At 71.5% G+C, this 22,545-nt stretch carries 23 protein-coding genes and 1 other RNA gene; 11 read left to right on the forward strand and 13 right to left on the reverse strand.

Features of this window, described 5'->3' with window-relative positions; genetic code table 11:
* Nucleotides 1-180: 180 nt before the first annotated feature.
* Nucleotides 181-1,710, forward strand: a complete 1,530-nt coding sequence (locus MUB56_RS20515; RefSeq protein WP_244928867.1) for a sulfatase — start codon at nucleotides 181-183, stop codon at nucleotides 1,708-1,710.
* Nucleotides 1,711-1,743: 33 nt separating this feature from the next.
* Here the strand turns inward: MUB56_RS20515 and MUB56_RS20520 are convergent, their stop codons facing one another.
* The 5 genes from MUB56_RS20520 to MUB56_RS20540 all read right to left on the reverse strand — a co-directional run bounded on the left by MUB56_RS20520 (nucleotide 1,744) and on the right by MUB56_RS20540 (nucleotide 7,403).
* Nucleotides 1,744-2,721, reverse strand: a complete 978-nt coding sequence (locus tag MUB56_RS20520) for a formylglycine-generating enzyme family protein (RefSeq protein ID WP_244928868.1) — start codon at nucleotides 2,719-2,721, stop codon at nucleotides 1,744-1,746.
* A gap of 140 nt (nucleotides 2,722-2,861) precedes the next feature.
* Complete coding sequence (locus MUB56_RS20525; RefSeq protein ID WP_244928869.1) at nucleotides 2,862-4,925, reverse strand: NAD(+) synthase; 2,064 nt, start codon at nucleotides 4,923-4,925, stop codon at nucleotides 2,862-2,864.
* Between the two features lie 4 nt (nucleotides 4,926-4,929).
* A complete protein-coding gene (locus MUB56_RS20530) occupies nucleotides 4,930-5,682 on the reverse strand; it encodes a class I SAM-dependent methyltransferase (RefSeq protein ID WP_244928870.1) in 753 nt (250 codons plus the stop codon).
* Between the two features lie 9 nt (nucleotides 5,683-5,691).
* A complete protein-coding gene (locus tag MUB56_RS20535) occupies nucleotides 5,692-6,897 on the reverse strand; it encodes a hypothetical protein (protein ID WP_244928871.1) in 1,206 nt (401 codons plus the stop codon).
* Nucleotides 6,894-7,403 carry a SigE family RNA polymerase sigma factor gene (locus MUB56_RS20540; protein WP_244928872.1) on the reverse strand — a complete coding sequence of 170 codons (510 nt, stop codon included), beginning with the start codon at nucleotides 7,401-7,403 and terminating at the stop codon, nucleotides 6,894-6,896. The genes MUB56_RS20535 and MUB56_RS20540 overlap by 4 nt, the downstream gene beginning before the upstream one ends.
* Before the next feature lie 118 nt (nucleotides 7,404-7,521).
* On the opposite strand from MUB56_RS20540, the gene MUB56_RS20545 reads away from it, so the two are divergent.
* The 4 genes from MUB56_RS20545 (at nucleotide 7,522) to MUB56_RS20560 (ending at nucleotide 10,570) form a co-directional block, all read left to right on the forward strand.
* Nucleotides 7,522-8,010 carry a VOC family protein gene (locus MUB56_RS20545; RefSeq protein ID WP_244928873.1) on the forward strand — a complete coding sequence of 163 codons (489 nt, stop codon included), beginning with the start codon at nucleotides 7,522-7,524 and terminating at the stop codon, nucleotides 8,008-8,010.
* Between the two features lie 29 nt (nucleotides 8,011-8,039).
* A complete protein-coding gene (locus MUB56_RS20550; protein WP_244928874.1) occupies nucleotides 8,040-8,360 on the forward strand; it encodes an antibiotic biosynthesis monooxygenase in 321 nt (106 codons plus the stop codon).
* Between the two features lie 113 nt (nucleotides 8,361-8,473).
* The gene (gene panB / locus MUB56_RS20555) at nucleotides 8,474-9,325 is read left to right on the forward strand and encodes a 3-methyl-2-oxobutanoate hydroxymethyltransferase (protein WP_244928875.1); all 852 of its coding nucleotides are present in this window, start codon (nucleotides 8,474-8,476) and stop codon (nucleotides 9,323-9,325) included.
* Nucleotides 9,326-9,379: 54 nt separating this feature from the next.
* Entirely contained in the window at nucleotides 9,380-10,570 is a 1,191-nt protein-coding gene (locus MUB56_RS20560; protein ID WP_244928876.1) for a PQQ-dependent sugar dehydrogenase, read from the forward strand.
* Between the two features lie 122 nt (nucleotides 10,571-10,692).
* Here MUB56_RS20560 and MUB56_RS20565 read toward each other — a convergent pair whose 3' ends face one another.
* The 3 genes from MUB56_RS20565 to MUB56_RS20575 all read right to left on the reverse strand — a co-directional run bounded on the left by MUB56_RS20565 (nucleotide 10,693) and on the right by MUB56_RS20575 (nucleotide 13,517).
* The gene (locus MUB56_RS20565) at nucleotides 10,693-10,983 is read right to left on the reverse strand and encodes a hypothetical protein (RefSeq protein ID WP_244928877.1); all 291 of its coding nucleotides are present in this window, start codon (nucleotides 10,981-10,983) and stop codon (nucleotides 10,693-10,695) included.
* Complete coding sequence (locus MUB56_RS20570) at nucleotides 10,984-11,187, reverse strand: hypothetical protein (protein ID WP_244928878.1); 204 nt, start codon at nucleotides 11,185-11,187, stop codon at nucleotides 10,984-10,986.
* Nucleotides 11,188-11,282: 95 nt separating this feature from the next.
* Entirely contained in the window at nucleotides 11,283-13,517 is a 2,235-nt protein-coding gene (locus MUB56_RS20575) for a glycine-rich protein (RefSeq protein WP_244928879.1), read from the reverse strand.
* A gap of 138 nt (nucleotides 13,518-13,655) precedes the next feature.
* Here MUB56_RS20575 and map point away from each other — a divergent pair, with 138 nt between their 5' ends.
* From map to MUB56_RS20595, 4 genes are all read left to right on the forward strand, one after another.
* Nucleotides 13,656-14,504, forward strand: a complete 849-nt coding sequence (map, locus tag MUB56_RS20580) for a type I methionyl aminopeptidase (protein ID WP_244928880.1) — start codon at nucleotides 13,656-13,658, stop codon at nucleotides 14,502-14,504.
* 76 nt (nucleotides 14,505-14,580) lie between these two features.
* A complete protein-coding gene (locus tag MUB56_RS20585; RefSeq protein WP_244928881.1) occupies nucleotides 14,581-16,233 on the forward strand; it encodes a circularly permuted type 2 ATP-grasp protein in 1,653 nt (550 codons plus the stop codon).
* A complete protein-coding gene (locus MUB56_RS20590; protein ID WP_244928882.1) occupies nucleotides 16,227-17,156 on the forward strand; it encodes an alpha-E domain-containing protein in 930 nt (309 codons plus the stop codon). The genes MUB56_RS20585 and MUB56_RS20590 overlap by 7 nt, the downstream gene beginning before the upstream one ends.
* On the forward strand, nucleotides 17,156-18,001 hold the full coding sequence (locus MUB56_RS20595) for a transglutaminase family protein (protein ID WP_244928883.1): 846 nt from the start codon (nucleotides 17,156-17,158) through the stop codon (nucleotides 17,999-18,001). Before MUB56_RS20590 ends, MUB56_RS20595 begins: the two co-directional genes overlap by 1 nt.
* A gap of 21 nt (nucleotides 18,002-18,022) precedes the next feature.
* On the opposite strand, the gene MUB56_RS20600 is transcribed toward MUB56_RS20595, so the two are convergent.
* The gene (locus tag MUB56_RS20600) at nucleotides 18,023-18,433 is read right to left on the reverse strand and encodes a tetratricopeptide repeat protein (RefSeq protein ID WP_244928884.1); all 411 of its coding nucleotides are present in this window, start codon (nucleotides 18,431-18,433) and stop codon (nucleotides 18,023-18,025) included.
* Between the two features lie 26 nt (nucleotides 18,434-18,459).
* Nucleotides 18,460-19,008 (reverse strand): GNAT family N-acetyltransferase, encoded by a 549-nt coding sequence (locus MUB56_RS20605; protein ID WP_244928885.1) that lies wholly within the window; start codon nucleotides 19,006-19,008, stop codon nucleotides 18,460-18,462.
* A 142-nt stretch (nucleotides 19,009-19,150) separates the two neighbouring features.
* Between MUB56_RS20605 and MUB56_RS20610 the strand changes: the two genes are divergently transcribed.
* Both MUB56_RS20610 and rnpB read left to right on the forward strand, forming a co-directional pair.
* Nucleotides 19,151-19,429: a hypothetical protein gene (locus MUB56_RS20610; RefSeq protein WP_244928886.1), complete on the forward strand. Its 279-nt coding sequence runs from the start codon at nucleotides 19,151-19,153 to the stop codon at nucleotides 19,427-19,429.
* 9 nt (nucleotides 19,430-19,438) lie between these two features.
* Nucleotides 19,439-19,851, forward strand: an RNA gene (gene rnpB / locus MUB56_RS20615) — RNase P RNA component class A.
* A gap of 27 nt (nucleotides 19,852-19,878) precedes the next feature.
* Here the strand turns inward: rnpB and MUB56_RS20620 are convergent.
* The 3 genes from MUB56_RS20620 to MUB56_RS20630 all read right to left on the reverse strand — a co-directional run bounded on the left by MUB56_RS20620 (nucleotide 19,879) and on the right by MUB56_RS20630 (nucleotide 22,528).
* Nucleotides 19,879-20,046 (reverse strand): hypothetical protein, encoded by a 168-nt coding sequence (locus MUB56_RS20620; RefSeq protein ID WP_244928887.1) that lies wholly within the window; start codon nucleotides 20,044-20,046, stop codon nucleotides 19,879-19,881.
* Nucleotides 20,047-20,139: 93 nt separating this feature from the next.
* Nucleotides 20,140-20,571 (reverse strand): nucleotidyltransferase domain-containing protein, encoded by a 432-nt coding sequence (locus MUB56_RS20625; RefSeq protein ID WP_244928888.1) that lies wholly within the window; start codon nucleotides 20,569-20,571, stop codon nucleotides 20,140-20,142.
* A 487-nt stretch (nucleotides 20,572-21,058) separates the two neighbouring features.
* Nucleotides 21,059-22,528: a plasmid pRiA4b ORF-3 family protein gene (locus tag MUB56_RS20630; RefSeq protein ID WP_244928889.1), complete on the reverse strand. Its 1,470-nt coding sequence runs from the start codon at nucleotides 22,526-22,528 to the stop codon at nucleotides 21,059-21,061.
* Between the last annotated feature and the right edge of the window lie 17 nt (nucleotides 22,529-22,545).

A 22,545-nucleotide genomic window follows, 5' to 3' on the forward strand; every position in this document is an offset into this window, starting at 1 on the left:
GTTCCCGCGCTCCGCGCTAAGCCGGCAACAGGCGAGCGCTAAGGCGAGGCAAAGGCGGTCCCGCTCGGCCGGCCGACACGCCAGAAATCGTCGCGGCCCCGGCCCGGAGCGACTACGGTTTCGTCCCTGCCCTCCACACCAGCACCACCCTCCATCGATCGACCGACCGAGTAGGCGCCCGTGACGCACTCCCGCCCCAGCCGGAAGGTCGTCCCTGCCGTCGCGGCGATCGCCGTGGGGGCCCTCGCGGTCACCGGTCTCGCGTACGTCGAGTCCGGCGCCGCGAGCGACGAGTCGACCGGCGCCCACGGTGACGCGCACGCCGGCGCCGGGGCCGGGGCGCGCAAGCCGGAGGGTGGATCGCGCTCGAAGCCGAACATCCTGATGTTCACCGTCGACGACATGACCGTCGGCGACCTGCCGTACCTGCCGAACCTGAACCGGCTCGTGGTGCGCCAGGGCACCCAGCTCACCCAGGGGCTCGCGCCGACGCCGATCTGCGTCCCGGCGCGCGCCAGCCTGCTCACCGGCCAGTACGCCCACAACCACGGGGCGCTGACCATCGAGGGGGCCGGCGGTGGCTTCAAGTCCTTCGAGGACGCCGACACGCTGCCGGTGTGGCTGCGTCGCGCCGGCTACGACACCTACTTCTCCGGCAAGTACCTCAACGGGTACGGCATGCAGGACCCGACGTACGTCCCGCCGGGCTGGACGGGGTGGCGCGGCTCGGTCGACATGAGCACGTACGGCTTCTACAACACCCGCTACAACATCAACGGCACGGTCGTAAAGCGCTCCGCACACAACTCCGACGTGCTCAACGGCTTCACCACCGAGGTGATCGGCGACCGGGCCGGGTCCTCGAGGCCGTGGTTCATGTGGACCAACTTCGTGGCCCCGCACCACGGCGGCAGCCAGGAGTCGGACGACCCGTCCGTCGACCTGCTGAAGACGACCATGCCCGCGGCCCGGGACCGCAATCAGTTCCGCAACCTCGACCTGCCGAACGACCCCGAGATGTGGGTCGGCGGCGGCAGCCCGTGGGCTCCCCGCACCACCACGGCGGCGTACCGAGCGGCGGTCCGCGAGAGCAACCAGCAGCGCATCGAGTCGCTGCAGTCGGTCGACGACGCCGTCGGCGCGGCGATCGCGAAGCTCCGCCGGACCGGCGAGCTGAAGAACACCTACGTCATCTTCACCTCCGACAACGGCTTCCTGGTCGGCCACCACAACAAGGACGGCAAGCTGGTCCCGTACGACCGGTCGCTGCGGGTGCCGATGATCGTCCGCGGCCCCGGGATCCCGAAGGGCGAGAAGGTCGCGACGCCGACGACCAACCCCGACGTCGCGGTCACCATCGCCGCGATCGCCGGCGCGCGGCCGAGCCGTCGCGTCGACGGGGTCGACATGCTCGACTTCTGGCGCTCCAGCACCGACTTCGACCGCGTCGTCCCCATCGAGGCCTACCCGGTGAAGGGCGGCCGGTCCCGCATCTACTCCGGCATCCGGTACGGCCGGTTCACCTACGTGGTGACCAAGGGCGGCCAGGAGGTCCTCTTCGACCGGGCCGCGGACCCCGGCGAGCTGCGGAACCTGGCGAAGCGGAAGCGGTACGCCGCCACCCTGCGCAAGCTGCGGAGGATGAACAGGACCTACCGCGACTGCGCCGGCAGCACGTGTCCGAAGACGGAGACGTTCACGGCGCGCTGACCCTGGAGCCGCCGACCCTGGAGCCGCCGACGATCAGGCGTCGTTGGCGCAGCGGAAGCCGAGGTTGCCCGAGCTGGAGTCGGGGTGCGAGGAGGACCGGGCGGCGACGCGGTAGCGGTTGCAGTAGGAGTCGTGGCACAGGTACGACCCGCCGCGCATCACCCGAGTCTCCCCCGCCGCGGGACCGGTCGGGTTCTGCGGCCCGAAGGCGGTGTAGGTGTCGGCGGCGTACCAGTCGGCACACCACTCCCAGGTGTTCCCGCTCGGCTGGAAGAGCCCGTAGCCGTTGGGGGCGAACGTCTTCACCGGTGCCGTGGTCGGGTAGCCGTTCTCGGCGGTGTTCTCGACGGGGAAGGTGCCGGTGAAGATGTTGACCTGCCACCTCCCGCGCGGCAGCAGCTCGTCGCCCCAGGTGAACCGGGCCCGGTCCAGCCCGCCGCGGGCCGCCTTCTCCCACTCCGCCTCGGTGGGCAGCCGCTTCCCGGCCCACGCGCAGTAGGCCAGGGCGTCGTCGTGGGAGACGTGCACGACCGGGTGGTTCTGGCGCCGGGTCACGTCCGAGGCCGGACCGTCGGGGTGCCGCCAGGACGCCCCGCTCACGGCCAGCCACCACGGGGCCGCCTCGGGCTGCCCGACGACGTCGGTGCCGTCGCCGACGTACGCCGAGTGGAAGACCGCCGAGAAACCCTCCCGCTCGGCGGTCGTGACGTGCCCGGTCGACTTCACGAACGCCGCGAACGCCTGGTTGGTCACCGCCGTCGCGTCGATGCGGAACGCGTCGACCTCGACGAGCCTGGCCGGCCCCTCGCCGTCGTCCTCGTAGGCCTCGCCGTGGGTGTCGCCCATCCAGAACTGGCCGGCCCCGATCAGCACCTGACCCCGGGTGGTGGGCGTCGCGGCGGTCGTCCGCGGCCGGGGTGCGGCCACCGGCGCCGCGGTCTCCCAGGTCACCTCGGGCAGCCGCGCCGCCGCGGTGGGCTCGCGCTCGGGCCCCGAACAGCACGACGACACCGCTCCTCCTTCACCTGACAGACCTTCGTCGACCACCGTGCCATATCCGTTGGACGAGGTGGGACCCTGACGCCGAGTCAGCAGAAGTGGTGGGCCGAGTCAGCACTACTGGTGCTGACTCGGCACACAGGGACCAGCCCTCAGCGCTTCTCCGGCACCCGCTCCAGGTCGGCGAGCCAGGCAGCGGGGCTGGCGTCGGACGGCATCCGCCAGTCGCCGCGGGGCGACATGGTGCCGCCGGCGGAGACCTTCGGGCCGTTGGGCAGCGCCGAGCGCTTGAACTGCGAGGCGAAGAAGCGTCGGACGAAGACGTCCATCCACGTCCGGATCTCGGCCAGGTCGAAGTCGACCCGGCGGTCGTCGGGGAAGTTCGGCGGCCAGGCCCCCGTGGTGGAGTCGTGCCAGGCGTGCCAGGCGAGGAAGGCGATCTTGGAGGGCCGGAAGCCGTAGCGCAGCACGTGGAAGAGCGTGAAGTCCTGCAGGGAGTACGGCCCGACCGAGGACTCGGTCGACTGCGGCAGGCCGTCCTCGCGGGTCGGGATCAGCTCGGGGGTGATCTCCTGCGCGACGATCTTCCCCAGCACCTCGTCGGTCTCGGGTTCGAACTGGCTGGTGGCGATCGTCCAGCGGATCAGGTGCTGCATCAGCGTCTTCGGTACGCCGGAGTTGACGTTGTAGTGCGACATCTGGTCGCCGACGCCGTACGTGCACCAGCCGAGCGCGAGCTCGGAGAGGTCGCCGGTGCCGAGGACGATGCCGCCGCGGTGGTTGGCCAGGCGGAAGAGGTAGTCGGTGCGCAGGCCGGCCTGGACGTTCTCGAAGGTGATGTCGTAGACCTCCTCCCCCTCCGCGTAGGGGTGCCCGAGGTCCTTCAGCAGCTGGCCGGCCGCGGGCCGGATGTCCAGCTCCTCCATGGTGATGCCGAGCGAGTCGGCCAGCGCCCAGGCGTACCCCTTGGTGGTGTCGCCGGTGGCGAAGCCCGGCAGCGTGAAGCCGTGGATGTCGGTGCGCGGGCGCCCCAGCCGGTCCATCGCCTTGGCGGCCACGATCAGCGCGTGCGTGGAGTCCAGGCCGCCGCTGATGCCGATGACGATCTTCGGCTGGCCGATCGAGTGCAGCCGCTGCTCCAGGCCGGAGACCTGGATGTTGTAGGCCTCGTAGCAGTCCTGGGCCAGCCGCTCGGCGTCGTCGGGCACGAACGGGAACCGGTCGACCTTGCGCCGCAGGCCGAGGTCACCGGTCGGCGGGGAGAGCTCGAACTCGACGGTGCGGAACTCGGGACCGATCGTGCGCCGGTTGTCGTCGAACGTGCCGGTGCGCAGCCGCTCCTGGCGGGTGCGGTCCAGGTCGGTGTCGACGACGGTACGACGGGGGCCCTCGGGGAAGCGCTCGGACTCCCCCAGCAGCTCGCCGTGCTCGTAGATCATCGTCTGGCCGTCCCAGCTCAGGTCGGTCGTCGACTCGCCCTGGCCGGCGGCGGCGTACACGTAGGTGGCCAGGCAGCGCGACGACGCCGAGCGCACCAGCAGCCGGCGGTCCTCGGCGCGGCCGACGGTGATCGGGCTGCCGGAGAGGTTGGCCAGCACGGTCGCGCCCGCGAGCGCCGCCTCCGCGCTCGGCGGCACCGGCACCCACATGTCCTCGCAGACCTCCACGTGCAGCACCAGGCCCGGCACGTCGGTCGCCGCGAACAGCAGGTCGGCGCCGATCGGCGCCTCCTGGCCGGCGAGCACGATGGTGCCCTGCACGTCGTCGCCCGGGGCGAACCAGCGGCGCTCGTAGAACTCGCGGTACGTCGGCAGGTACGACTTCGGCGCCACCCCGAGGACCCGGCCGGCGTGCACGACGACCGCGGCGTTCAGCACCCGGTTGCCGTGCAGCAGCGGCGCCCCCACGACCAGCACCGGCGACAGGTCGACGGACGCCGCGACCAGCTCGGCCAGTGCGGCCCGGACGGCGTCGAGCAGCGGGTCCTGCAGGAACAGGTCGTCCAACGAGTAGCCCGACAGGCACAGCTCGGGGAAGACCGCGACCGCGACCCCCTCGTCGTGGCAGGCCCGGGCCTGCTCCAGGACGGTGCGCACGTTGGCGGCGGGGTCGGCGACCGTGATCGGGATCGTGCAGGCCGCGACCCGGGCGTACCCGTGGGCGTAGGCGGAGAAGAAGTCCACGGTCGGGAGTTTCCCACGCGGACCGGGCGGCATTCGCTCAGGCGCGAGCGAGCACGGTCCAGGCGCCTGCCGTGACGTCGAACGGGCCGTCCGGCAACCGCTCCGCACACAGGTCCCGCAGCCGGTCGCGGGCGTCGTCTTCGAGAGCGGCGACGTACTGCCCCGCGGGCCCGACGCCGAGCGTGTACGGCGCCCACCACTCCTCGAAGGACGCGAAGGGCACGGTGACGTCGAGCCGGGTGTCCTCGACGACCCGCAGCCCGACCTCGTCGCAGAGCTCGGCCAGGTGGCCCGCCCGCGTCCCGGCCCGTGGCTCGTTCGGCACCCCCGGACCCAGCTCGCTCGCCGCCGCCCAGAACACCGCGAGCGGTCCCGACAGCCGCTCATCCCACACGCACGCACCGACCAGCCCGTCGCCGCCCACCACCCGGCCCATCTCCCGCAGTCCGACGACCGGGTCGTCCATGAAGTGCACGACCAGCTGCGCGAGCGCGACGTCGAAGGCACCGTCCTCGAACGGCAGCTCCTCCGCGCGCGCCTGCCGTACGTCGACCCCGGGGCAGCGCCCGCTCGCGGCGTCCACGAACGGCGGCGACGGGTCCACGGCCGCCACAGCCTGCGGGCCCAGCCGCTCGACCAGACGAGCCGTCAGCGTCCCCGGCCCGCACCCCACGTCGAGTGCCCGCTGGCCGGCCTGCAGGTCCGCCAGCGCGACGAAGGCGTCCGCCAGCGGCTCGGCGTACAGGCCCATGAAGCGGCCGTACGCGTCGGCACCGATGTCGGTCCACATGGATCCAGACTAGGCCTGGTTCGCGAGTAGAGCGACAGCGAACGTGGCGTCGAAATCGGACGGCCAGCAGGCGACCCGGGACAGCTGGCCGGTGTCCACGTTCCAGGCAACGAGGTACTCCTTCGCGGCTCCCTTCGGCAGCACGGTGAAGAGCACCGTGTCGTCGTCGAGCCAGGCGCGCGGGGTGAGCGCGCCGCCGTCCACGTAGTACGACGCCTCGTAGCGGACCGGCAGGAACGCGCGCGTGGCCAGTGACCCCCGCTCGAGCGCGATCAGACCGTCCTGGTCGTCCGGGGCCGGTGGATCGGGGAAGGACGTGTTCGCCCGGGCGGCGGCGATCGACGCGGCGCCGACCACCGGGCGCTGGAGGTTCTCCAGCGGTCCCAGATAGGTGCGACGGACGCTCTGGTCCCCCACGAGCTCGCGGACGGAAGGCGCGGATGCACTGGCGGGGCCACTGCCCGCGACGACCCTTCCGTCCGGCGCGGGGCCCCAAGCGACGTAGCCCCGCAGGAAGCCGAGCTCACGCTGTATCCCGGTGCTGAGGTCCACCCGGACACCAGCCAGGTCGCCGCGGAGGACGACGGCCTGGGCCCCGGGCATCCAGGTCACCTCGATCCACTCACCGAGCACCGAGGTGGGCACGTCGACTCGCGTCCACGCCCCCGCCAGCGAGCGCCAGAAGAACCCGCTGATCCCCACCGCGGCGACCCTGGTTCCGTCGGGTGACAGGGACACCGTGCGCCGGGCACCCAGTCCCGGGGGGAGGTCGAACGTGGTCTGCACGCCGTTGGATCCGACCAGCAGAGTCTCGTCATCCCGGTCCAACAGCGCCACGGCGGTGTCGACCCCGCCGGTGGTCCCGACCGGCAGCACTTGCGGCACCCCGAGGTCGAGCACCGGCAGGCCCTCGACGCCGCGCGGGTCCCAGAGCGGTTGGATCCGGTCGACCGGGATCGCCGGGGCGACCGGCACCTGGGTGGTCCCCGACGAGGCCGGGTCGGCCGGCGGGGGCTCAGTGGTGCGGTCGCCGGTAATGACCCGGGCCGAGACGATCAGCACCACGACGGCGGCCGCCGCGGTCAGCGCCGCGACCGCACCCCGCCGACGGGTACGACGGCGCCGCGCCTCGGCCAGAGCGACCGCCGCGAGGTCGGGCGGCTCGATCAGTTCGGTGGCCCGGTCCAGGACGTCACGCAGGGAACGGTCGTTCATCGGGTCCTCCCGATCAGGTCGAGCAGCTCGGGGGCGCCCTCGCGCAGCCGCGCCAGCGCGACGGCGTTCTGGCTCTTGACGGTGCCGACGGCCACGCCCAGCACCTCCGCGGTCTCGCGCTCGGTCAGGTCGTCGAAGTGCCGCAGCACCAGCACGGCCCGCTGTGCCGGGGTCAGCCGGGCCAGCGCGCGTCGTACGACGAGAGCCGCCTCGGGGTCCGCCGACACAGTGGCAGCCTCCCCGACCCCGACGTCGTCGAGGACCACCTCCCGCCGCCAGCGGCGCCACCAGGAGACGTTGTCGCGGACCACGATCGTGCGCGCGTACGCGGTCGGGTTGCCGTCGCGCAGCCGCGCCCAGCGCAGCGCCACCTTGACCAGCGCCTCCTGGACCAGGTCCTGGGCACGGTGCAGATCGCCGGTGAGCAAGTACGCCGAGCGCAGCAGCCGACGCTCAACGCCCGCCGCCCACGCCGTGAACTCGGCGGTCAGCTCCTGCTCGTCCATCCGGCCTCCTCGACCGGAGAACGCTCGCACGGCCACGGATGGTTGGGGCCGAAAACGATGAGTTCAGCAGCGAGCCGGAGTCAGATCCTCACGACCTCGTCCCGAAGGAGCCTGCACCATGTCCCTCAGCACCTCGATCAGTCCCTGCCTGTGGTTCGACGACCAGCTCGAGCAGGCGGCGGAGTTCTACACGAAGATCTTCCCGAACTCCTCGGTCGGTCATCTCACCCGCTACACCGAGTCCGGCTACGGGGAGACCGGTCGGGTGATGGCCGGCGAGTTCACCCTCGACGGGATGACCTTCCGGGCCATCAACGGCGGCCCCGAGCTCGCGGGGTTCACCGAGGCCGTCTCGTTCAGCATCGCCTGCGCCGACCAGACCGAGGTCGACTACTACTGGGACTCCCTGCTCGACGGCGGCGAGGAGTCGATGTGCGGCTGGCTCAAGGACCGGTTCGGGCTGTCCTGGCAGATTGTCCCGACCCGGCTCTACGAGCTGGTCTCCGACCCGGATCCCGCTCGCGCGGACGCCGCGACCCAGGCCATGCTGCAGATGCGCAAGATCGTCGTCGCCGACCTGGAGGCCGCCGCCGACGCCGCCGGCTGACCCGTCCGACCGCCCGAACCAGGAGCCGTATGAGCATCGCCTCGACCCCCGCCCCGCCGTACACCGCCGTCGTCTTCACCTCGCTGCGCACTGAGGGCGACCGCGGGTACGCCGCGATGGCCGAGCGGATGGACCGGCTCGCCGCCGAGCAGCCGGGCTACCTCGGCATCGAGGCGGCGCGCGACCCCGGCGGGCTCGGCATCACCGTGTCGTACTGGGTCGACGACGCCGCGGCCGCCGCCTGGAAGCAGGTCGCCGAGCACCTCGTCGCGCAAGAGCGCGGCCGCGAGGTCTGGTACGCCGACTACCGCGTCCGGGTCGCCACGGTCGGGCGCGCCTACGGCCCGTGAGCCCGCCGTGAGCATCGACACACCTGTTTCGCGGGTGGTTCCGGCATAGCCTGGGCGACAAGTCCGTGGACTCCGTCAGGGAGCTGCGAGATGTCTAGGAACGGAGCTCGACGATGAGCGAAGAGACGGCGCCGTACGGCACCGGCCCGGGCACGTCCCCGCGGCCCACGATCGGCAAGGTCCGCACCCATCACCTGCGGGAGATGAAGGCACGCGGCGAGAAGATCACGATGCTGACCTCGTACGACATGTACACCGCGTCGGTCTTCGACGAGGCAGGCATCGACATCCTGCTCGTCGGCGACTCGGCCGCCAACAACGTGCTCGGCTACGACTCCACGATCCCGGTCACGGTCGACGAGCTGATCCCGCTGGTGCGGGCTGTCTCGCGGGCGGCGCGGCGCGGGATGGTCCTGGCCGACCTGCCCTTCGGCAGCTACCAGGCCTCCCCCGAGCAGGCCTTCCACACCGGCGTCCGATTCATGAAGGAGGCCGGTGCGCACGCCGTGAAGCTCGAGGGCGGCGCGGAGGTCGCGCCCCAGGTCGAGAAGCTGGCGACGAACGGCATCCCGGTGATGGCCCACATCGGCTTCACGCCGCAGAGCGAGCACAGCCTCGGCGGCTACCGGGTCCAGGGGCGCGGCGACACCGCGAGCCGACTCGTCGACGCCGCCCACGCGATGGAGGACGCCGGCGCGTTCGCGATCGTGATGGAGATGGTGCCGGGCGAGGTGGCCGCGCAGATCACCAAGGAGCTCGCGATCCCCACGATCGGCATCGGCGCGGGCGCCGACTGCGACGGCCAGGTGCTCGTCTGGCAAGACGCCTTCGGCCTGCGCACCGGCAAGATGGCCCGCTTCGTCAAGCAGTACGCCGACCTGCACGGCGCCCTGCTCGCGGGCGCGTCGGAGTACGCCGCGGACGTCAAGGGCGGCACCTTCCCCGCCCCCGAGCACACCTTCTGAGGCGTCGACGGTGACCGGTGGGTTGTGATCCAGCCCACCGGTTACCGTCTCGGCATGCGTCCCCTCGTCCTCGGAATCGCGGCCGCTCTCGGCCTCAGCCTGGTCCTCGCACCCGTCCCGAGCGGTGCGGATCCCTCGGCCGCTCCGGGCCTCGACCAGCGTCAATCCGTCGAGCAGACCGCGGCCCGCAGGACGGTGCCGGACCTTCGGGTACGCCGCCTGGTGACCGGCCTCGATCACCCGTGGGACGTACGGCCGATCGGCAGGGGCCGGCTGATCTTCACCCAGCGCGACCGGGCGACGGTGTCGATCTGGGCGAGCGGCCGGACCCGTCGCGTCGCGTTCCCGAGCGGCCAGGTGTGGGTGTCCGGCGAGACCGGACTGATGGGCCTCGACGTCGATCCGGGCTTCGCGAAGAACCGGCGCTTCTTCACCTGCCAGGGCGGTCGCACCGCCGGCGGCGGGCACGACGTACGAGTGATGGCGTGGCGGCTCAACGCGCGACTGACCCGGGTGGTGGCCGGCAAGAAGCTGATCGGCGGGTTCCCGGCGACCAGCGGCCGGCACGGCGGCTGCCGGCTGCTCGCGCTGGCCGACGGGTCGCTGGTCGTCGGCACCGGCGACGCTGCGGTCGGCACCAACCCGCGCGACCTCACCTCGCTGGGCGGCAAGACGCTCCGACTGAGCGCGCGCACCGGCAAACCGTGGCGGACCAACCCGTTCGTCAGGGCGGCCGACCGCAACCAGCGCTACGTCTTCACCTTCGGCCACCGCAACGTGCAGGGCCTCGACGTCCAGCCCGGCACCGGCCGGCTGTGGTCGGTCGAGCAGGGCACCAGCCGCGACGACGAGGTCAACCTGCTGGTGCGCGGCGGTGACTACGGCTACCACCCGGTCCCCGGCTACAACGAGAGCGTGGCCATGACCGACCCGGGCCTGCCGGGTCGCCAGCGCCGCGCGGTCTGGAGCTCAGGCGCCCCCACCCTCGCCACCTCCGGCGGCGGCTTCGTCGCCGGCCGTCGCTGGGGCGCGTACGACGGCACCTTCGCCGTCGCGGCCCAGAAGGGCGAGCGGGTCCTGTTCCTCACCGTGCGCGGCAAGAAGCTGCTGAACGTCCGCGTGCCCGACGCCCTGCGCCGGTACGGCCGGATCCGCACGATCGTCGACGGCCCCGGCTCGGTCATCTACGTCACCACCGACAACGGCGGGGACGACGCCATCCTGGCGGTCCGGCCGAAGCGCTGAGGGGCGAGGACCGGCGCCGGGGAGTTTCATCGGTTAGCCGATGAACCTCATCCCGGGACGACAAAGGTTCATCGTCCAAGCGGGAGTTCTAGCGGGCTAACCGATGAAACTCCCCCGCCCGGTCACGCCGACCAGCCCCATCCCAGCCACAGCCCGCCGGAGACCATCACCGCGAACCACACCAGGACGGCGACGACGGGCAGCACCGGCACCAGCCGCGGTCGCGGCGTCCACCACCGGCAGGCCTGCACGAAGAGCACCAGCCAGACGCCGAGGAGCAGCACGACCGCCCACCAGGGTGCGATCAGCCCGCCGGCGCCGTACAGGAAGAGCACCGAGGCCATGCCGGCCATGCCGACGAACGGCCACGGCGAGGCGTCGCCGGGACGACGTCGCCGGCGGCGTGCCGCCACCTAGTCCTCCAGCTGCTCGTCGTTCCAGTCCGGGTCGTGGTCCCAGGACTCGTTGCGCTCCTCGACCTTGGTCAGGGCCCGGGACGCCTCGGCCGCCGTGGCGTACGGGCCCAGCCGGTCCGCGTTGCGGCAGCCCTCGCGGTCCTCGACCGTGTGGTGCTTGAGGCAGAACCAGAACTCTCGAGTGTCCGCGCTGTCGCTCATGGTCAGAAACTACCGCGCGGCTCGTGACCCGCAGGCGTACGCCGGCCGCCCGGCGCGTGGCCGGCCCGAGGGAAGCCCCGGGCCGGCCCCGACGCTCACTTCCGCCGCTTGATCGTCACCTTCTGCTTGGCCTGGCCCGGCAGGTAGGTCCCCGACCCGGCGACCTTCGCCGTGATGGTGCAGCGACCCGCCTTGCGGAACTTCACGACACCCTTGCCGTTGACCGTGCACACCGATCGCGGCGTGGTCGCGTAGGTGACCTTGTGTCCCTTGGCGGCGCCCTTGGTCCTGATCCGGTACGTCGAGCCCACCTTCGCCTTGCCCGGCTTGGACGTGATGCGCAGCTTCTGCGCGGACGGCTTGGTCACGTTCACGACCTGCGTGACCGGCATCGCGGGCTCGTGGTCGGCGTCGCCCGGCTGGGCGGCGCCGATGACGCACGACCCCGTGCCACGGAAGGCGACCTTCGCCGAACCGTCGCCGCGGTCCTGGACCGAGCACTGGGCCGGGGTCACCGCGGACAGCTCCACGGGAAGACGTCCGGTCGACGCCCGCACGACGTACTCGCCGCCGACGACGCTCTTCGTCGGCGGGGCCGAGGTGAAGCGGATGGCCTGCTTCGCGCGGACGACGGTGATGGCCTCGCTGGCGGCGGCGCCTGCCTCGTAGTCGTCGTCACCGGCCTGGTTCGCGGTCAGCTCGCACGAGCCGACGTGGTGGAAGGTCACGATGGCCGAGCCCGACCCCTTGCCCACCACCGAGCACGTCGGCGACCCGGCGGTGAAGGTGACGGGGCTGCTCGACGTGCCGCCGGTCGCGGTCACGGCGTACGTGCCGCCGACCGCGCCCTCCTCAGGAGCCGTGCTGGTGAAGGCCAGAGTCTGCGCGCCCTTCGCGACCGTGATCGTCTGGCTGGCCGGTTCGGCATCCTCGTGGTTCGCGTTGCCGGCCTGGTTCGCGGTGATGACACAGCTGCCTGCGTGGTCGAAGCGGACCGTCGCGTTGCCGCTGGTCTGACCGCTCAGCGAGCAGTCAGCGGAGCTGGTCAACTGCACGGGGTTGCCCGACGTACCGCCGCTTACGCTCACCGCCCGGGTCTGCCCGGCGAACGCCGAGTTCCCGGACGTGGTGAAGCTCAGCTGCTGGAGGGCCTTGACCTGCTCCACCGTCGTCGTCCCGGTGATCCCCCCGGTCGCGGCGGTCAAGGTGACCGTGCCGACCGTCGTCGAGGACCGCATTCCGACGCGGTAGTGCCCGTTGCCCTGCGGGACGACGGTGCCGAACACGACCCCGGCGTCGTCGCCGCTGATCGTCACGTCGTGCCCCGCCCACAGCCGGCCGCTCTGGTCCAGCAGGGAGATGTCGACCACCGTCGTCGAGCCGTCGGCCGGGAGGGTGTCCACCGCGTCGACCACCAGCGTCGTCGGCACCGCGGCGTAGGTGATGCTCGCCCGTGGCCCGGTCGTGGTGACGTCCTGTGCCCCCAGGGTGAAGCGCGCCGGGTCGCCGTACGACGAACCGCCGCCGCCACCGCCGTAGACCGACGAGCTGCCGCCGCCGTACCAACCGCCGCCACCGCCGCTGGCGCCGGGGACGCCGCCCGTGCCGACCGAGACGCCGTCAGCACCCACGCCGAACTCGCCGAACCGGCCGTCGGGGTAGTACTGCTTCACGACGCACCCGATCGCCCGGGGGCCGCCCGCGGTCTGGGTCCCGCCTCCCGCGCCCGTCGAGTCGGCGCAGCTGGGGCCGTTGTCTGCCAGCGCGTTGCCCCCCGCCTGACCGCTCTCACCGGGACCGACCAGGCCGGCGTGCCCGCCGTCGATCCCTGGGGACACCCCGGTGCCGCCACCGCCGCCAGCGACCAGGACCCGATGCTCGAGGCCTGCGCCGCCGATGCGGATGTCGGTCGCCCCACCGCCGGCGTAGCCGGCGCCACCCCCACCGGAGGCCGCGCCGCCGCCGCCCCAGCCACCACCGTTGGCACCGCCGAACCGGTACCCGCCGTCACTGCCGACGGTGACGCGCAGGACCTCGCCCGGAGTCACGGACAGGGTTCCGGTGACGTGGGCGCCCAGGCCCCCGAGGGCGATGGAGTTGTCGGCGCCCTTGCCACCGACCAGATCGACGGTCACGGACGTCACGCCTGTGGGGACGGTCCACTCGCCACCGTTGACGGCGGTGTGCTCGCCCCCGGCGTACCCGGTCCACGAGAGGTGGTTGGTGGTGGGGGCGGCCGCATGAGCGGCGTCGGGGGGCGTGACGGCGAGCAGGGCTCCGCACGCCAGAATCAGGGCAGTGGCGCGGGCGCCGACCGAAGTGGGGGACATAAAGAGGAGTCTTTCGCGACGAGTGCGCAGCGCACCGGGAACGGGCAGGAATCACCCGGCGGGCCGCCCATCGGGCCCGGGTGGTCTGGTCCACCTCGTCCGCCGGGGTCGACTCGAGCGCATCTAGACTCCCCCCACGTGACTCCCGTGGCTCCCGCGTCCCTCTCCCCCCGGCGCGCCGTCCCCGCCTCGATCGAGCGCCCCGAGTACGTCGACCGGCCGGCGCCCGCGCGCTACACCGGCGCCGAGGTCAAGGACGCCGAGACGATCGAGCGGATGCGGGTGGCGGGCCGGCTCGCGGCTCAGGCGCGTGAGGAGGTCGGCCGCCACGTCGTACCGGGCGTGACCACCGACGAGCTGGACCGGATCGGCCACGAGTTCCTGTGCGACCACGGCGCCTACCCCTCCACCCTCGGCTACCGGGGCTTCCCGAAGTCGCTGTGCTCCAGCGTCAACGAGGTGGTCTGCCACGGCATCCCCGACAGCCGGGTGGTCGAGGACGGCGACATCGTCAACATCGACATCACGGCGTACCTCCACGGCGTGCACGGCGACACCAACGCCACCTTCCTCGCGGGCGACGTCGACGAGGAGTCCCGGCTGCTGGTCGAGCGCACCCGCGAGGCTCTCGAGCGCGGCATCAAGGCGGTCCGGCCGGGCCGCCGGATCAACATCATCGGCCGGGTGATCGAGTCGTACGCCGCCCGCTTCGGGTACGGCGTCGTCCGCGAGTTCACCGGCCACGGGATCGGCACGTCGTTCCACTCCGGCCTGATCGTCCCGCACTACGACGACCCGGCGCACGACACCCTGATCGAGCCGGGCATGACCTTCACCATCGAGCCGATGCTCAACCTCGGCACCCACGAGTGGACCATGTGGGACGACGGCTGGACGGTCGTCACTCAGGACCTGCGCCGCAGCGCCCAGTTCGAGCACACGCTGCTGGTCACGGCCACCGGCGCCGAGGTGCTGACCAACCCCTGAGCCGCCCCCGGCCAGCGGTCTGAACCGGAAATCCAAGGCAACATGGCTGTTACATCGATCTGGGTAATGTCCGCCCATGACGTCGATGTTCGAGGGCTACGCCTCCACGGGCCCGGCCTACGACGAGATGTTCGACGGCGAGTCCCTGCGCTCGGCGTACCAGCGGCTCAGCAGCTCGCTGCGGACCATGACCACCCCCGACCTGGTCAGCCGGGTCGAGGCGCTGCAGGCCAGCTACCTCGACCAGGGCGTCACGTTCGACATCGGTGGCGAGGAGCGCGCCTTCCCGCTCGACATCCTGCCGCGGGTCATCGAGATGGACACGTTCTCGACCATCGAGCGGGGCGTGCAGCAGCGGGTCAGGGCGCTGGAGCTGTTCCTCGCCGACGTGTACGACGCGGGCCAGGTCTTCGCCGACGGGGTGATACCCCGCGAGGTCATCGCCACCTCCTCGCACTACCACCGGGCGTCCGCGGGGGTCCGGCCGCCGAACGGCGTGCGTGTGCACGTGTCCGGCATCGACCTGGTGCGCGACAACACCGGTGAGTTCCGGGTGCTGGAGGACAACGTGCGGGTGCCGTCGGGCGTCTCGTACGTCATCACCAACCGGCGCGCGATCTCCGCGGCGCTGCCGGAGACGATCGCCGAGCACCGGATCCGGCCGGTCGCGGCGTACCCCCAGCGGCTGCTCGCGGCGCTCCGGGCCGCCGCCCCCGCCGGGGTCGCCGACCCGACCGTCGTGGTGCTGACCCCGGGTGTCTACAACGGCGCCTACTTCGAGCACGCGCTGCTGGCCCGCACGATGGGCGTCGAGCTGGTCGAGGGCCGGGACCTGGAGTGCCGGCGCGGCCGGGTGATGATGCGGACCACCAAGGGCTTCGAGCCCGTGCACGTGATCTACCGCCGCGTGGACGACGAGTTCCTCGACCCGGTGCACTTCCGGGCCGACTCGATGCTCGGTTGCCCCGGCATGATCGACGCCGCCCGGGCCGGCAACGTCACCATCGCCAACGCCGTCGGCAACGGCGTGGCCGACGACAAGCTCGTCTACACCTACCTGCCCGACATCATCCGCTACTACCTCGCCGAGGAGCCGGTGCTGCGCAACGTCGACACCTGGCGGATCGGCGAGCCGGACCACCGCGAGGAGGTCCTCGACCGGCTCGACGAGCTGGTGCTCAAGCCGGTGGACGGCTCGGGCGGCAAGGGCATCGTGATCGGCCCGCGCGCCTCGAAGGCGGAGCTCGACGTACTGCGCGAGAAGATCCTCGACGACCCGCGGGCCTGGATCGCCCAGCCGGTCGTCCAGCTCTCGACCGTGCCCACGTTCGTCGACGGCGAGCTCGGCCCGCGCCACGTCGACCTGCGCCCATTCGCGGTCAACGACGGCAACCGGGTCTGGGTGCTTCCCGGCGGGCTGACCCGGGTCGCGCTCGCGAAGGGCGAGCTGATCGTGAACTCCTCGCGCGGCGGCGGCTCCAAGGACACCTGGGTGCTCGCCGGGCCGGCCCCGGCCACGGCACCCGTCGTCGACCCGGTCTTCGAGCCGGTCACCCTGGAGCCCGTCGAGCCCGAGCCGGTTCTGCCCGAGCCGGTCGAGGAGGAGCCGCCTCCGGGTCCGTCCGCTCCCCCGCCGGTCGCCCCCGCCGGAGTGGCGCTCAGCGAGCCGAGTCAGCAGCAGGAGCAGCAACAGCAGGACCGGGACGAGCGGGGGGACGCTCGATGCTGAGCCGGATCGCCGAGTCGATGTTCTGGATCGGACGGTACGTCGAGCGCGCCGAGGACACCGCGCGGATCCTCGACGTCCAGACCCAGCTGCTCCTGGAGGACGCGACGATCGACGAGGAGTCGACCTGCGCCAACCTGCTCTCCATCATGGGCGTGGAGGCGGAGCCCGAGTGGGCCATCGACACCTCGCTGGTCCTCGACCGGCTCTGCTACGACCCCACCTCGCCGACCTCGATCGCCTCGGCGCTGGCCGCCGCCCGCGAGTCGGCCCGCCGGGCCCGCGAGACGCTGTCGGTGCCGATGTGGGAGGCCATCAACACGACGTACCGCGCCCTGCCGTCGGGGCACTTCGACTCGATGCGCGCGCCGATGATCTTCCAGTGGGTCCGGGAGCGGGCGGCGCTGATCAACGGCACCGCCGACGCCACGATGACCCGCGACGAGGGCTGGCACTTCCTGATGCTGGGCCGGTGCGTGGAGCGGGCCGACATGACCTCCCGGCTGGTCGCCACGGCGGCCCAGTCGTCCGGGACCGGCGCCCAGTGGACCAGCACGCTGCGGGCCTCAGGCGGCTACGAGGCGTTCCTGCGGACCTACAAGGGGCTGGAGACCGAGCGCGGGGCGGCCGAGTTCCTGCTCCTCGACCGGCTCTTCCCGCGGTCGGTGGTGTTCTCGCTCAACCGGGCGGAGCAGTGCATCGAGAACCTCGAGTCGTCCGGCCAGCGGGCGGGCTTCCAGAACGAGGCGCAGCGGCTGCTCGGCCGGACCCGAGCGGAGTTCGAGTACCGCTCGCTCTCCGACGTGATGGCCGATCTGCCCAACGAGATGGAGCGGCTGCAGCGCACCTGCGCGCTCGCGACCGAGGCGGTCACCCGCCGCTACTTCGCCGGGTCCGAGGCACTGACCTGGCAGGGGGCCAACTGATGAGCATGCAGCTGCGGGTGGTGCACACCACCGGCTACGAGTACGACGGCAAGGCGGTCGCGTCGTACAACCAGGCCCGACTGACGCCGCAGACGACGCCCGAGCAGATCGTGGTGCACTCGCGGCTGGAGGTGACGCCGAAGCCGTGGACCTTCGAGTACCGCGACTACTTCGGCACCCTCGTGACCGCGTTCGAGGTCCTCGACCCGCACGAGTCGATGACGGTCACCGTGACCTCGACGGTGCAGACGAACCGGCCCCCGACGCCCGCGCCCCGGCTGAGCTGGGCGGAGCTCTGGGACACCGCCGTCGCCGACCGGTGGACCGAGTACCTCACCCGCCCCGAGCTCGTCGCCCCGCCCACCGACTTCGCGAAGCGCCTCCGCGCCCTGGCCGACGGCTGCGCCCGGCCGGGCGAGGCCGCTCGCGCCGTGTGCGCGCTGGTCCACGACGAGGTGGAGTACCTCCCCGGCTCCACCGACGTGCGGTCCGTGGCGGCGCTGGCCTGGCAGCAGCGCGCCGGGGTGTGCCAGGACATGGTGCACCTCGTCATCGGAGGACTCCGGTCCGTCGGCATCCCGGCGCGCTACGTCTCCGGCTACTCCCACCCCCGTGCCGACCCGGTCGTCGGCGAGACCGTCAGCGGCGAGTCGCACGCGTGGGTGGAGTGGTGGGACGACGGCTGGCACCCGTTCGACCCCACCAACGACACCGAGCCCGGTGACCGCTACGTCGCGGTCGCGACCGGTCGCGACTACCAGGACGTGAAGCCGCTCAGCGGCATCTACTCCGGAGCCGAGACCTCCCAGATGTCGGTCGCCGTCAGCGTCACCAGGCTCGCCTGACCCCGGCCCCGTCCCGGCGCCTCAGCCGGCCATCAGCTGGCGCTCGACCCGGAGCACCGCGAGCTCGTGCTCGATGTCGCCGCTCATGGCGAAGGCCAGCCGCAGGTGCGGCAGCGCCTCCTCCAGCCTCGACTGCCGCTCGAGCGCGCGGCCGAGCGCGTGCCGGGCCCACACGTCGTCGGGGGTCTCCTCGACCAGGCTGCGGAGCTCGGTCTCGGCCTTCCGCAGCTGCACCCGGATCAGGTAGGCCCAGGCGCGCAGCGCGCGGAGTCCGGTGTTGCGGGGGTCCTCGGCGAGGGCCGGCTCCAGCACCTGAAGCGCCTCGACCGGCGCCCGTCGTACCAGCAGGTCGTGGGCGATCCGATAGGCCGACTCCGGCCCGGACTGGCCCGGGAACACGATCGGCGGCGCCTTCATCTGCTCCTCGTCCATGATGTCCATGGTGCGTCAACCATGCGTCAATCGACCAGATTCCCGGGCGGCCCGTCGTGCAGCAGCCGTTGGAACAGCACGTGGTCGCGCCACTGCCCCGCGATGAAGAGGTACGACGGCGCGCGGCCGAACTCCTCGAACCCGCTGTGTCGCAGCACCGCCTGCGAGGCGAGGTTGTGCGTCAGCGTGCCGGCCTCCAGCCGGTGCAGCCCCAGCTCGTCGGCCCGCTCCGCGGCGTGGCCGACCAGGGCGGTCGCCAGGCCACGCCCGACGTGGTCGCGGTCGACCCAGTAGCCCACGCTGCCGCTCTGGAAGACACCACGGACGATGTTGTTGAGGTTGACCCGGCCGACGACCTCCCCGCCTCGGAGCAGCACCCACGACGCTCCGAGCCCGCGTCGTACGACGTCGAGGCGGGCCACCACGTCGGCCGCCTGACCAGCCGGGGTGAAGAACGCCGGCGGCCGCACCGGGTCCCAGGGCGCGAGGTGCTCCCGGTTGCGGTCGTACGCCGCTGCGAGTGCCGACGCGTGGTCGTCGGCCAGCACCTGGACTTCGTAGCCGTCAGGGATCACGTGGTCCATTCAACCGCCAGGTCGCCGCACCGATCACCCGGAAGGGTGCCGTCGAGATGTGGACGAGTTGGGGACCGACTGTGGCAATCTAGGTGATCTTCATCACGCATAGTGGAGACACTCCGACCCCGGCAGGTGACCGATGGACAAGTCTCAGTTCGCCACGCTCGAGAACAGTGTTGCGGCCGCCGCGCAGCACGCATGCCAGGCGCTGCTCGCGATGGAATCCCTGCGGAACTCGAGCGATCCCCAGCACCAGGCCGCCTACCACGGTGTCCACGACCTGATAGGCGACCTCGGCACCCTGCTCTTCCAGCTCGATCTGATGGCGCGCGAGCCGGAGTCGACGAAACCGCCCTGGAAGCCGATCCCGGCCCCGGCAAGCCCGGTGCGCACGAAGGGCCCGGGTGTGTCATCCTGAATGCGCGGATGGGCTGGCCGGGCGACCGCGGCGTACTCCTTCGGGAGGACGGCGAGGAAGGTCCGGGCTCCACAGGGCAAGGTGGTGGGTAACGCCCACCCGGGGCAACCCGCGGGACAGTGCCACAGAGAAAAGACCGCCTGCTCCCCTGGCGACAGAGGTGCAGGTAAGGGTGAAACGGTGGTGCAAGAGACCACCAGCGACCCGGGCGACCGGGTCGGCTCGGTAAACCCCACCTGGAGCAAGGTCGAGAAGCCGCGGTCTCCGGACCACGGTGCGCGCACGTTCGAGGGCGACCCGCCCGAGTGCGCGGGTGGACTGCTGGAGGCGGCCGGCAACGGTCGTCGTAGATGGATGGTCGCCCATCGGGATCCCCGCAAGGGGCCCGAGGACAGAACCCGGCCTACAGGTCAGCCCATCCGCTTTACCCCCTCTGACCTGCGAAGACGCTAGTCAAGAGGGGTTACTGCGGCACTACTGTGGCAGTGATTTTCTGTCACCAGTTCCCGGGACGCCTTCCGGCTGCCGTCGTCGCCGAGCGCGGCGTCCATGACCGCACGGCTGCGATCGATGCGGTAGTCGATGAAGCCGTACTGGTGGGCAACGACGTTACCCATGCCCTTCATCTACCGCCAAGCAATCACAGGGTGACTGTCGATGAAGTCGCCCGGGAGGCGTGAACGGCTTCGCCGATGCGGTGGAGCAGAGCTTCAGCGACAAGCTGCGTGGGCCGATCGGCGTAGAAGTGCTGCTCCCCGTGCGCGACCACGTATGCCTGCACCTCGTCGGCAAACCCCAGGACGTAGGACAGCGACTAGCGAACCCGGTCGTCGAGTGGGCCGACGCTCATCCGCGATGACCGGGGCGATCTTCTCGATGCCGGGCGCCCCGTCAGAGAGCACGTCGACCTCGACGCCGAGCAGGTCTCGCAACTCCTCGATGAGGCCGGCTTGGTCGTACAGGCTCGCATCGGCGGTGAAGTGCACGATCAGGTCGACGTCGGAGGCTTCGGTGTCGGCTTCGGTCGCGATGGAGCCGAAGACGCGGACGTCGGTGGCGTGGTGGCGTGCCGCGAGAGCGCGGATCTGCTCACGCATGCGCGCGACGACCACCGAATGGCGCTCTCCGACGGTCTGGCTCATGGCCCAATCGTAGTGAAAGCCGAACGAGAATCTGTCGCCATAGGGACGGACGGGTCTCAGTGAGGACGACGAGCACGTCCACGCCGCGCCATCGCTGGTGGGAGCTGCTCCTGTGCCGCGACCGGCCCGGGGAACTCGTCGACCGGCTCGACGGGCCCTTCTCGTCGACATCTGGGGTGACCTCAGGCTCCTGCAGGTCATCCGCGAGGCGTGGCAGTCGGCCGTCGACATCACGGGCAACGATCGCTGGCGGGTCCGTGGTACCGACCGGCTCAGCAGACTGACCCGCGGGCTTCGACTCGCTGAACCATGAACCTCCGTACCCTTGGCGCATGGCCTTGCTGGCGCGATCTCAATCGACCCCGAGGTCGTCCATGGCGTCCCACCGTTCGAGGCACGCGTATGCGAGTCACCGACGTCCTCTCGTTGCTGAGTCGCGTGCGCTCCGTGGGCGACGCACAGCAGTCGCTCTGCGGCGCTTCCGTGGTCAGGTCTCTCGGATCGCCGCGCGGGCGGTCGCTGCGACGGAGGGGTCGACGCCCTCGACCTTGCGCCATCGGGTGCGTACCGCACCGGCCAGGTGCTCGAGGACGTCGAGGGTCGCACTGCGAGCCGGCGGCGGTGAGGTCTTGTCGTACCCGTCCCGCCAGCCCAGGGCGAACATCAGGTCGCCGATCTCGCTGTGCCATTCCTGGGCCGGCGTACCGCTGCCGACCGCGGCCAGCGCCATCCAGCCCGATTGACGATCGAAGTCCTTGGCGCCCAGCGGGAGTCGACCGGCGATGTGTCGCCGGAGTGCCTGAGGGTCCTGGCGGGACCGGACAGCGGCCGCGGTCGGGCTCAGCCGTCCCTTGCGGACGCTGACCAGCCCGAGTGCTCGGGCCGTCCGGTGCACCTCCGCGACCGGTGGCGTCAGGTCCTCCCGGTTGGCCTTGCCGATCCACCAGCCGGTGATGCCGCTGCGTTCGGCGAACTGCTCTACGATCGCGGGCGGAAGGTAGCCGGCGCCGGTGAGCGTCACGCCGTCACCGACGACGTCGAGGAAGATCCGATAGGTCTCCGTGATGCGGGCGGCCTCGGCGTCGGTGACCTCGGTCGGTTCGTGAGAGAGCGGGCGGCCGAGCATCTCACGCAACAGGCGGATGCCGCGGCGGTCCAACTGCTCGGCTAGGTCGGCCAGCTCCCCGGTGACCGTCACCGGCTCGGACACCGCGACGGTGAGGGCGGCGTTGGTCTCGTCGATGTCGAAGTGGTCGGGGTGCCAGTCGAGGGGCAGCCATTCGTGGGCGTGGGCGGCGTCGTCGAAATTGTCCGGAAGGAAGCGACCGTCGTACCCGCTGCGGACCCAGACAGCCAGCTGCTCGTAGCCTCCAATGCCGCCGCAGTCCTCTGGTGGGCAGGCCATCCGACCCCCGGTGCAGCGAACCGCCGACGGCGGCTCGGCGAGGACCTCCTCGACCACCAGCCGGTGGTCCCAGCCGTCGCCGAAGTCGTACTCGTACCAGAGCTCGTCGCTCTTCGCGGCGAGGAGCTGATCGAGTCGCACGTCGTCCTCCAGCATCCCCTCCTCGTCGTCGTAGCCCTCGTCGAGGTCGAAGGCCGTGGCGAAGTACGGCGCTCGGGGGTCGGAGCGGGTGCGGAACCGGTGCAGGTGGCTGTCGCACCACCCCATCGACGTCTGGATCACGGCGTGCAGCCGCGGCAGCGTGAGGTCGCCCGGCAGCTCGACCCGGCGCCAGACCGGCGGTTTCGCTCCGTGGAGGTCCAGGCGCACGCGGAACCCGCGGATCTCGGTCGGGATCGGGAGCAGCGTCGGCGCCTCATCGCGCTTCAACTTCTCGAGGATGCTGGAGACATGCCCGCTCATCAGTGCGTCCAGGAGGGCCGTGCCCTCCTCGGGACTGGCTCCGGCCATCAGCTGCTTGACCAAGTGCTCGACGTCGGTGGGTTCGGCCACGACCGATAGTCAATCAC

Source organism: Nocardioides sp. W7 (genome assembly GCF_022919075.1).
GTDB lineage: Bacteria > Actinomycetota > Actinomycetes > Propionibacteriales > Nocardioidaceae > Nocardioides.